General features: G+C 36.3%; 8 protein-coding genes. 7 read left to right on the top strand and 1 reads right to left on the bottom strand.

Annotated elements, in window-relative coordinates:
- The first annotated feature begins 107 nt into the window (after positions 1 to 107).
- The 7 genes from H5J24_RS08225 to H5J24_RS08195 all read left to right on the top strand — a co-directional run bounded on the left by H5J24_RS08225 (position 108) and on the right by H5J24_RS08195 (position 10,510).
- Positions 108 to 1,067 (top strand): KpsF/GutQ family sugar-phosphate isomerase, encoded by a 960-nt coding sequence (locus H5J24_RS08225; RefSeq protein ID WP_068943597.1) that lies wholly within the window; start codon positions 108 to 110, stop codon positions 1,065 to 1,067.
- A 13-nt stretch (positions 1,068 to 1,080) separates the two neighbouring features.
- Entirely contained in the window at positions 1,081 to 1,641 is a 561-nt protein-coding gene (locus tag H5J24_RS08220) for a Crp/Fnr family transcriptional regulator (protein WP_068943598.1), read from the top strand.
- 100 nt (positions 1,642 to 1,741) lie between these two features.
- Positions 1,742 to 2,434 carry a type 1 glutamine amidotransferase domain-containing protein gene (locus tag H5J24_RS08215; protein WP_232816207.1) on the top strand — a complete coding sequence of 231 codons (693 nt, stop codon included), beginning with the start codon at positions 1,742 to 1,744 and terminating at the stop codon, positions 2,432 to 2,434.
- 200 nt (positions 2,435 to 2,634) lie between these two features.
- Positions 2,635 to 3,462, top strand: coding sequence for a twin-arginine translocase subunit TatC (tatC, locus tag H5J24_RS08210; RefSeq protein ID WP_068943600.1), 828 nt, complete (start codon positions 2,635 to 2,637; stop codon positions 3,460 to 3,462).
- 282 nt (positions 3,463 to 3,744) lie between these two features.
- Entirely contained in the window at positions 3,745 to 6,744 is a 3,000-nt protein-coding gene (locus tag H5J24_RS08205; RefSeq protein WP_068943601.1) for a reprolysin-like metallopeptidase, read from the top strand.
- 144 nt (positions 6,745 to 6,888) lie between these two features.
- On the top strand, positions 6,889 to 8,520 hold the full coding sequence (locus H5J24_RS08200) for a M1 family metallopeptidase (RefSeq protein ID WP_068943602.1): 1,632 nt from the start codon (positions 6,889 to 6,891) through the stop codon (positions 8,518 to 8,520).
- Positions 8,521 to 8,653: 133 nt separating this feature from the next.
- A complete protein-coding gene (locus tag H5J24_RS08195; RefSeq protein WP_068943603.1) occupies positions 8,654 to 10,510 on the top strand; it encodes a M61 family metallopeptidase in 1,857 nt (618 codons plus the stop codon).
- Between the two features lie 89 nt (positions 10,511 to 10,599).
- Here the strand turns inward: H5J24_RS08195 and H5J24_RS08190 are convergent, their stop codons facing one another.
- Complete coding sequence (locus H5J24_RS08190) at positions 10,600 to 11,766, bottom strand: sensor histidine kinase (RefSeq protein WP_068943604.1); 1,167 nt, start codon at positions 11,764 to 11,766, stop codon at positions 10,600 to 10,602.
- Between the last annotated feature and the right edge of the window lies 1 nt (position 11,767).

Raw genomic sequence — 11,767 nt, 5'->3', positions numbered from 1 at the left:
CTTAAAATAAAAGCGAACGAATTTATAAAAAATAAAATTTATATTAAATATTGTTTTTAAAATATAACGTTTTTTAGAAACTTTTTTGTATACCTTATTGTCATAAAATGGATAGAACCAGCATTATATCAATTGCTAAAAGCACTCTAGAAATTGAAATTTCAGAATTAGAAAAATTAAAAAACAGAATTGGTGACCCATTTGCCCAGGCTGTAGAAATTATTCACTCTGCCAAAGGGAAATTAATTGTTGTAGGAATCGGAAAATCAGCTCACGTGGGTAATAAAATTGTTGCTACTCTGAATTCTACGGGTACCCCATCTCAATTTTTGCATGCTTCAGAAGCCATTCACGGAGATCTGGGAGTGATACAGAAACAGGATGTAGTGCTTTGTATCTCCAATTCCGGAAACTCTCCCGAAATAGCAAACCTTGTCCCTTATTTAAAGGATTATTCTTCCGCATTGATCGGAATGACAGGAAACAGAAGCAGTAAACTGGCTGAATTTTCAGAAATTATTCTGGATACCCATGTTGATGTAGAAGCTTGCCCTAATAAACTGGCTCCTACAAGTTCTACTACCATTCAAATGGCACTGGGAGATGCTCTTGCAGTTGCTTTAATGGAGCTGAACGATTTCAAGGCGAATGATTTTGCCAAATTCCATCCTGGAGGAAGCTTAGGAAAAAACCTGACTTCTAAGGTTGAACAGTTTCTTTCTTCACAAAAACCTCAGGTATCTGAAGAGGCTACCATTAGAGATGTTATTATTTCCATCAGTGCATCAAGCCACGGAATTACTGTTGTTACCAATGAAGATCAGATCGTAGGAGTAATTACAGACGGGGATTTAAGAAGAATGCTGATGAAAGGAGAAGATATTACTAAAGTTCTTGCAAAAAATATAATGTCTGCCAACCCAAGAACGATTGAAAAGGGCGCTCTTGCCAAAGAAGCAATGAAGGTTTTAAAAGAAAATAATATCGGTCAGCTTGTAGTGACTGAGAACGGAAAGTATTTTGGGATCATTGATCTGCATAAATTGCTTGATGAGGGTATCAACTAGACTTTAAATTAAGATGCACCATTTTCTAAAAGAACATATTCAGGAAATTATCACCCTTTCGGATGATGAATTTGAGATCGTTCAAAATCTTTTTGTAAAAAAGAGATTCCGGAAAAGACAGTTCCTCGTACAGGAACATCAGCCTGTACATGAAATTTTTCTGATAGAGAAAGGCATCCTTAAAAGCAGCTTTATAGATCATACAGGAAAAGAACATATTCTTCAATTCGCAGCATCTAACTGGTGGATTTCAGATTTTGCAGGATTTTTCAAACAGGAAACCTCATCACTTGCAGTGGATTGCATTGAAGATACAGAAGTGTTTGCAATATCTTATGAAAATCTGAATATCCTTTGCTCAACAGTGCCGGCCATAGAACATTTCTTCAGGGTAAAGTCTAATTTCGGGTATGTAGCTTTACAACAAAGAATTCTATCTTTAATGAGTAAATCTGCCAAAGAACGCTATGAAGACTTTATAAAACAATATCCCGGTTTTATAGATCACATTCCGAAACAGCTTATTGCAAGCTATCTAGGAGTCTCAAGAGAAACATTAAGTAGATTATATTAATAGAGATGTGACCTGTGTCACATCTTTTTTTGAGGTATGTCCTTATTATTGTTTTGTAAAAATTTCAATCTTTGTTCTATTATTTTAAACAACAATACCAATGAATAAGAAAGCATTAATCGTAGTGACAAGTGTGGAAAAATATCCTAATATGGAAAGAGCAACAGGCTTATGGCTGGGTGAAGCTGTTCATTTTTATGAAAAACTGGCAGAAAAAGGCTATGAAATTGATTTTGTAAGTCCGAAAGGAGGGTATACCCCACTCGATCCTATTTCTCTCCAGATGTTTGTACAGCCTGTAGACTGGAAATATTATGCTGATGAGACCTTCAGAAATAAATTAGGTAATACTTTACAACCAAAAGATATTAATTCTGATGATTATAATGTCATTTATTATGCAGGCGGGCACGGTGTAGTTTGGGACTTTCCGGACAATATAGAATTACAGGAAATAGCCCGCAGTATTTATGAAAATGGAGGTATTGTATCTTCAGTATGTCATGGAGCTGTAGGACTTTTTAATATTAAACTTTCGAACGGAGAACTCCTTATTGAAGGAAAAACAGTAACCGGCTTCTCCAATGCAGAAGAAATTGCCGCTGAACTGGCTGATCATATGCCTTATCTCACAGAAGATGTACTGAAAAGCAAAGGAGCACACTATGTAAAAGCAGATCAGGATTTTGTCCCTTTTGCAGTGGCTGACGGAAATCTGGTGACAGGGCAAAATCCTCAATCCGGAGCAGCAGTAGCAGAAAAAGTATTGGAGATTCTAAAAAATAATCTTTAACACAGAAATAAAACCTAGCAGACAGCCTTTTAAGCTGTCTGCTATTATATATGAACAGGTTTTAAAAAATAGGTCAACAATCTACAACATCAATCTACACAAATTCATGGCTAATAATTCTAAATACTGATTATTATTTCATAATTTCGCAGACTTAAACTGCTTACCTTTTTGGTGTGTATTTTGACAGATTCTATTATATGGACAATAACAAAGACATGTCCTTTTTGGGACATATTGGAGAATTAAGAGGACATTTGGTCCGTTCGATTATTGCTATCATCGTTGCAGCCTTAGTGGTTGGTTTCAATATCAACTGGATCATGGACCATATCTTTTTCGGCCCCACAAGAAATGATTTCCCTACTTTCAAAATTGTTAATCATTTTTCAAGGATGATTTTAGGAGAAGACAGCATCCATCTTCCGAAGGATTTTCCTGTACGTGTACAAAGATTATATCAGCAGTTCAATGTGATGATGGCTGTTTCCGTTTTTGGTGGAATGGTGGCTGCATTTCCTTATATCGTTTGGGAGCTATGGAGATTTATCAGCCCAGCCTTACACCCGAATGAGAGAAAAAACTCAGTTTATATCATTAATGCGGTATGGATGCTTTTTATGACCGGAGTTTTATGCGGGTATTTTTTGATTCTTCCTTTTGCGGTTAACTTTGGAGTACTCTTTAAAATTTCGGACATTATTGTTCCTCTCTATGATCTGAGTGATTATACTACATTATTTTTACAAGTAGTACTAGGTATGGGAGTTATTTTTCTATTTCCTATTCTGATCTATTTCCTTACCAGCATCGGAATTCTTACTCCTATGTTCATGAAAACTTACCGTCGTCATGCCATTGTACTAATTATGGTAGTTGCCGCAATTATTACACCGGCAGATGTATTAAGTATGCTGATGGCAGCTTTCCCATTACTGATCTTATATGAATTCAGTATCATGATGTGTACCTTCACTTATAAAAAAGTACAGAAAAACAATGGAACCCTTCCTGCGGTACAGAAGTAATCAGATAAAAAGGCAATAGCTTTTCATTAATAAAGATTTAAACAAAATCCGATCTACCATGGTAGATCGGATTTTATATTTTACTATATTGTCATCCTATTTCTATTTTTTTTCAATAATTTATTATCAAATCATAAGTTAAAATTATATTCAATAATAATACAAAACCAATCCAGATTCAATTATAAACAATTAAAATTAATTTTATTTAACACAATATCCTAAATATACCAAAACATTTATTAAATTTACACCCGTTAATTAAATTTACTAAAAAGTTATATGAAAAAGAAAATTATTCTTGTTTGCACTCTAGCTTTAAGCTTGACAGGTTTACAGGCACAACGCTGGATGCCAGTGTCTGAAAAAGTAACTCCTATAAGGAAAGAAGTCAAAATTGAATATGCTTATAAGTTTGATCTTGCTTCCTTGAGAGAAACTTTAAAAAATGCTCCGGAAGCAGGAACGGGAGGAGCTCCAATAGTTGTTTCCTTACCTATGGCTAATGGAAAAATCGAAAGATTTTCTGTTTACAGTTCTCCAACAGTTGCTAAAACAATGGCAGAGAGATATGAATTGGGAGCTTATTCCGGAGTAGGAATAGACAATCCTAATAAGCAGATCAGATTTACTACAGCTCCTAATGATTTCCAATCGATGTTGTTTGATTCTAACACAGGGAAATATGAATTCATAGAGCCAATGAACAAAGAAAAGGATATCTATGGGGTATTCTATAAGTCAGACAGATCCAGTGAAGATCCTTTTGAATGTAAAGTTTCTGAACCTGAAGCCTTAAAAAAGCAAATGAATAAGCTGGCGAGTACAAAAAATGTTCTGAACGGCTTCAAAAATCCTAATAAAAATAACGAACAAAAATATAGAACTTACAGAATTGCAATCTCTGTAAACGGTGAATATACTCAACTTGCAGGAGGTGTTCCTCAGGCAGCAGCTCGTATCAATGCTACAATGCACAGAGTAAATGGAGTATTTGAGAAAGATTTTGGTATTCACATGATTGTTCAGGATTTCCCTCAAATAATATTTACAGATCCAGCTACAGATCCTTATTCTAATGTTATTGCAACTACAAACCCAACTACTGGAGCAATATCATACAGCGCTCCTGGAGCATGGAATTTACAGGTTCAACAGACTCTTAGCAATACGGTAGGTGTAGGAAATGATGCCTATGACATTGGACACTTCTTTGGCCACAGAGGTGGTGGTGGTAGTGCCGGTGATGTAGGTAACGTCTGCAGAAATCCAGAAGACAATGATGATGACACATCAAAAGGAGCAGGGATTACTTCTCCTAACATCGTAGATCAGCCTTTTGGAGATACTTATGATATTGACTTTGTTGCTCATGAAATAGGACACCAGTTTGGGGCAGCTCACACTATGTCTATTGCTCTTCACGGAGCTCACATGGAACCAGGTTCAGGTTCTACCATTATGGGGTATGCAGGGATCACGAACTATAATGTTCAAATGAATTCTGATGCTTACTTCCATACGAAGAATATTGAAGAGGTAGCTGAATATACTAATTTTGTAACTTGTGGTACGATCACTCCTGTTGCCAATACACCACCTGTAATACAGCCAATGGCGAGCAGAATGATTCCAAAAGGTACCCCTTTTCTTTTAACTGCTTCTGCAACAGATGCACAAAACGATCCTATAACCTATACATGGGAACAGTATGATCTTACAGCAAGTGCATTTGGACCTGTAAATGCCTCCAGAAATAACGGGGCTAATTTCAGATCAATCATGCCTACTACTTCCCCTACACGTTATTTCCCTAAGTTATCAAATGTTCTTAACAATACTCCAAGCAGCACATCTTGGGAAACGGTATCCAATGTACCGAGAACGTTAAACTTCAAAGTAACAGCAAGAGATAATAATCCTAATTTCGATCAGCAACAGACACAAAGCAGCCTGATGAAAGTAGATGTAGGAAACGAAGGTCCTTTTAGAGTAACTTCAACTACAGTTTATAAAAATACTCCGGCGGCGATCACTTGGGATGTAGTGAATACCAATAATGCACCATACAACGTACAGAATGTTAAAATAGATTATACTATTGACAATGGTGCTACATGGACTGTTATTACTCCTTCCACTCCAAATGACGGGGCTGAACCTTTTGCATTTAATTCATTAGCAACCGGAACTTCTGTAAAGATCAGAGTAAGTGCTATTGATCATATATTCTATGCTCTAGGTACTGCCACAGTTGCTGATGCTTCAGCAGCTTGTAGTACAGCAGCTCCAACAGGAATTACAGTAACAGGGATTACAAGAAACTCTGCAAGTGTAAAATGGAATGCATTACAAGATGCTACATACTCTTTACAATACAGACCAACAGGAACAGCAACATGGACTACAGTTCCTGTAACAACAAACTCTTATAATATATCTAACCTGACTGAGGCCACTCAATATGAAGTACAAATAGCGACTAAGTGTGGTGTAGTACCTGGAGATTTCTCAGCATCTTCAGTATTTACAACAGCTTCTCTTACTAAGTGTACTCCTACAGTAGCTGGAAATAATGGAGCAGGTGGAAACTTTAACCTTGCCGGATTCATTTCCAATGTTACAGTAACCGGTGCAGGAATGAACCCTGTTTCAAATACTTCTGCTGCGTCTATATATACTGATTATACTACAGATCCTTCCAAGTTGATTACCCTTAAAGCAGGAACTGCTGGAAACTCAATCAGCATCACTAAATCATGGCCTACAGCTAGTCAATATTATAGTGGAGTAACGGCATGGATTGATTTCAACAGAGATGGATTCTTCTCTTCTACTGAAATGATCTATTCTAGTGAAGCTAATTCGCTTCCTCTTGCATCCGGAACATTCCCAGTACCAGCAGATGCTTATACCGGAGGAAATGTAATGATGAGAGTTGCCTATTCATATGCTCAAGCGCCTAGCAGTGCATGTAGCAATGTTCAGTATGGTGAATTTGAAGATTACCCTGTAAATATTCAGGCACAGCTTTCTACAAACGATGTAGTAAAAGACAAAGCTTCTATCCAGATCTATCCTAACCCGGTAACTGATGTATTGAATGTAACTCAGATTTCTTCTAAAGCTACATTTAGCATTACGAATATGGTAGGTCAGAAAGTAATGAGCGGCCAGATCTCAGATAATAAGATCTCCGTTTCAAGACTGAGCACTGGAGCTTATATTATTTCAATTGAAGATAAGGGAACCACTTCAAATCTGAAATTCGTTAAAAAATAAAACGTCCCACATTTATATTACAGCCCGGCCAATGCCGGGCTTTTTTATACAGTTCAGGATAATTTCGTCAGTATTTTCATACCATCATCATCCCGCTGTTAATTTAATTTTATACTTTTGAAAAGATTATTAATTTAATTTTACATGAAAAAACTGTCATACACGCTTTTACTGGTTTCCGGACTTGCTTTTGGGCAATTCTTTGAAAGAGATAAAGTGTATACTAAACAAGATACATTAAAAGGTTCCAATACTCCATTCAGAGATTTTTGGGATGTTAAAAAATATGATTTCTCAGTAGAACCTGATTTTGAACAGAAAAGCATTAAAGGCACCAATAAAATAAGCCTGGAAATCATAAAAGATGTTACCAATCCTGTTTTCCAGATTGATCTTCAACAACCGATGAAAGCCGGGAAAATTACGGCAAGTTTTCCTATTGCGAGTTCTAAACAAGATGGAGATTTCATATTCATCACCACCAAGAAAAAATTCAAAAAAGGTGAAAAATATACCATTGACGTTGACTATTCCGGAAATCCTCAGATTGCAAAGAATGCTCCCTGGGACGGTGGATGGGTTTTCACCAAAGATAAAAACGGGAATCCATGGATGAGTCCGGCAGTTCAGGGAATAGGATCTTCTATCTGGCTTCCGACTAAAGATATCTGGAGCGATGAACCAGACAACGGAATCATTATGAAAATTATTACTCCCAACGATCTTGTAGGAGTAGGAAACGGAAGATTAATCGATAAAAAGACCAACGGAAATAAGACTACATATATATGGGAAGTAAAAAATCCTATCAATGACTACTCTATCATCCCTAACATTGGTAAATATGTCAATTTTAAAGATACTTATGATGGTGAAAAAGGGAAATTGGATCTGGATTACTGGGTACTTGACTATAACTTAGAAAAAGCAAAAAAGCAGTTTGAGCAGGTAAAGCCAATGCTTTCTGCATTTGAGCATTGGTTTGGTCCTTATCCTTTCTATGAAGACTCTTACAAATTGGTAGATTCCCCTTATTTGGGAATGGAACACCAAAGTAACGTAGCCTATGGAAATGATTATCAAAACGGTTATCGTGGAAAAGACCTTTCAGGAACAGGCATTGGCCTCAAATGGGATTATATCATCATTCATGAAAGCGGACACGAATGGTTTGCCAATAATATTACGGCAAAGGATGAAGCAGATATGTGGATCCATGAAAGTTTCACCATGTATTCGGAAGTCCTTTTTACAGAAAGCTATCTTGATAAAAAATCCGCTGACATTTACATGATAGGTCTTAGAAGAAAGATCGAAAATGATGTTCCTATTATTGGACAGTATGGCGTAAGAAATGAAGGCAGTGGTGATATGTACCCGAAAGGAGCCAATATGATTCACACCATAAGACAAGTCATTAATAATGATGAAAAATTCAGACAGATTTTAAGAGGATTAGGTAAAGAGTTCTATCATCAGACTGTTACTACAAAACAGGTTGAAGACTATATATCATCAAAAGCAGGCATTGACTTCTCTACTGTATTTGATCAGTATCTCAGAACCATTAAGATCCCTACTCTTGAATATAATCAAAAGGGAGACAGTTTGAAATTCAGATATACGAATGTCGTAAAAGGCCTGAAACTTCCGATCATAATTAACGGAGATCAAACAATTAATCCCACTGAAGAATGGCAGACAGTCAAGCTAAAGAAGAGCACTCCAGTAGAATTAAACAATAATTATTATATTAATTATCTGAGCGTTCAGTAAACAAAAAAGCAAATTTGTACATCCGCAAGTTTGCTTTTTTTATTATTATTTAAAATTTTTAAGAAAAGTTTAATACTTGATCCGGTAACAAAATGGGAAAATAAACAACTATTTAACTATAAATTTAAACCTAATGAGAAAAACAGCACTTAGCTTAGGCCTTTTTGCCGCTTTTTTAGCGAATGCCCAGTCTATAAAAACTACCATTGACCTCGTTAATGTAAAAGATGATAAAGTAGCCATTACCATGGAATTTCCAAAAATGAAATCGGGAGATATCAAATTCCATTTTCCGAAAACAGTTCCGGGAACCTACTCTGTGGATGATTATGGAAGATTTGTGGAGGGCATCAAGTTTTATGACAATAAAGGAAAAGAACTGGCCTTCACAAAAGTTAATGACAATAGCTATTCATTAAAAAACGCTCAAAATCTGAGCAAAATCTCCTACCTTGTAAATGATAGTTTCGATGAGGAAATGGACACGTCAAAACATAAAGCCGTATTTTCTCCTTCAGGAACCGATATTGAAGCAGGAAAAGTCTATATGATCAATACCCATGGCTTTATTGGATATATTGAAAATATGCAGGACGTCCCTTATCAACTTGTTATTCAAAAGCCAACTGATTTCTACGGAACAACAGCATTGGTAGATCAGGATAAATCTGAATCTACAGACACCTATACTCTTGCCAATTATGCAAAGGTGACAGATTCTCCGCTTATGTACACCAAACCGGATTATATTACCTTCAATGCAGGAGGAATGGATCTTGTGTTGGGAGTTTACTCTCCTACCGGAAAATACAAAGCAGCAGATTTCAAGGATAATCTTGAAAAAATGGTAGTAGCCCAAAAGAAATTCCTCGGGGATATGAATACCAATAAGAAGTACGCCATTATGCTTTATCTGTCTGGTGGTGATGGTCCTATGGTAAAAGGTTTTGGAGCATTGGAGCATCATGAATCTACCAGTGTAGTACTTCCTGAAGCAATGCCTAAGGACGCTATTGATCAAACGATTACTGATGTGGTTTCCCACGAATTCTTCCATACGGTGAATCCTTTGAAAACACATTCTGAAGAAATCCATTATTTTAATTATGCTGATCCGAAAATGTCTCAGCATCTATGGATGTATGAGGGCGGAACTGAATATTTTGCCAATTTATTCCAAATTCAGGAAGGGCTTATCAACAAGGACGAGTTTCTTAAAAGAATCGGTGAAAAGATTACCAATTCTAAAAACTACAATGATACTATGCCGTTTACGGTAATGAGTAAAAATGTACTGCAGGATGCCTACAAAGACCAGTACAGAAATGTGTATGAAAAAGGAGCTCTTTTAGCCATGTGCATGGATATTGAACTGAGAAAATTGTCCAATGGAGAAATGGGTTACCGTGATATGATCAGAAAACTGTCTCAAAGATTCGGGGAAAACAAACCATTCAAGGATGATAAGCTGATAGATGAGCTGGTAACCGTAACAGGATATCCTCAGATAAAGGATTTTTATAATAAATATATTGCCGGAAGCCAGCCTACGCCTTATGCAGAATATCTGAAAATGGTAGGTGTGGATGTTCACAAACAGGAAACCGCTCCTATTTTCTGGCTTATTAAAGATCCGAATCAGACAGGATATGATGATAAAAATAAAGCCCTTGCTTTCGATGAAAATTCTACCTTATCTCCATTTGCCAAAAGCATAGGATTTAAAATCACCGATCAGGTACTTGCATTGGATGGAAAGACCATTGATATTCAAAAAATCCAGGACTTTATCGGATATACCAAAACGATCAAAGATGGACAGGAAGTTACGCTAACTATTTTAAGAGATAATGCTGGTAAAAAAGAAAAAATGACTCTTAAAGGGAAAGCGATCCTGGATAAATTAAGTGTGGAAACACTTCAGTTTAAAGCTGATCCAAGCCCGGAAGAACTGAAACTACAAACGCAGTGGCTTACAGGTAAAAAATAAATGTAAAAGCGAGGATCATTTTCCTCGCTTTTGTTTTTTATCAGCAGCTATCTTAAAAAAGTTCTAATCCTATGATTTAGAATTCCCATTTACCCCTTTTTAATCGTAATTCTGAAAGTCGTTCCTTTTCCAACTTCTGTCTGAGAAATCTTAATATCTCCGTTATGATATTCATGAATAACCCTCTGAGCCAATGATAATCCTAGTCCCCAGCCTCTTTTCTTGGTAGAATATCCAGGTTTAAAAGCATTCCTGGCCTGCTGGTTTGTCATCCCGCTGCCGCTGTCTTTTACTTCAATCAGTATGTTTTTATTTCTTTCAAAAACTGACATCACAATCACTCCTTCTCCTTTCATTGCATCCACCGCATTTTTCACAAGGTTTTCAATCACCCAGCTCATCAGGATTTTATTGTGTGGAACCAAAACCTTATAAGCAGGGAGGTGAAGGGTAAAATCAACTTTTCTTGAAATTCTTGTTTTTAAATAATCATAATTCTCCTGGATCGTTTCATTGAAATTCATATCATTCAGTTCAGGAACTGAGCCTATTTTTGAGAAACGTTCAGAAATAGTTCTTAGCCTTTCTATATCCTTTTCAATCTCTTTTACCCCTTCAGAATCCGGATTTTCCAACTTCATGATTTCCATCCAGCCAATCATAGAAGATAACGGAGTTCCAATCTGATGGGCAGTTTCCTTAGCCAATCCAGCCCAAAGATAACCCTCATCCGTTTTTTTAATGGTCTTAAAAAACCAGAAAGTAAACCCGAAATATAAAAGGATAAACAATCCTAAAATATAAGGCGAATACCGAAGATTGTTCAGCAATCGTGAATTGTCATAGTATACAAACTGGTTGTTTCCATCCGGTACTTTAATTTCAATCGGATTATAGTTTTTCTCCATATTCATAATCAGATTATGAAGCTTTTCCGGATTTTTGATGGTACTTTCAGGAATATTTCTATAATACCCAAGATCAAGAATAGGATTTTTATATTTATCCGTCACAATGAACGGAATGGTATTATTGATATTCAGAATCTCTGGCAGCAGATCCAGAACATCCGTGTCTGGACTTTTTACTTCCTGCTGGATTCTGATGGCTTTGGAAAGGAGATTTATCCTTTTAATTTCCTCTTTTCTCAGGAAATTAATCAATATAGTAGAAGATACTACAATGGAAATTACCAAAGTAGTCATGACCACAAAAATGATCCAGTTATTCAGTCTGGTTAATATAGATTTCCTCAAG

This window comes from Chryseobacterium capnotolerans (genome assembly GCF_021278965.1).
Lineage (GTDB): Bacteria > Bacteroidota > Bacteroidia > Flavobacteriales > Weeksellaceae > Chryseobacterium > Chryseobacterium capnotolerans.
The sequence above is the reverse complement of the archived record's forward strand: the minus strand, read 5'-3'. Positions and strand labels throughout refer to the sequence as shown.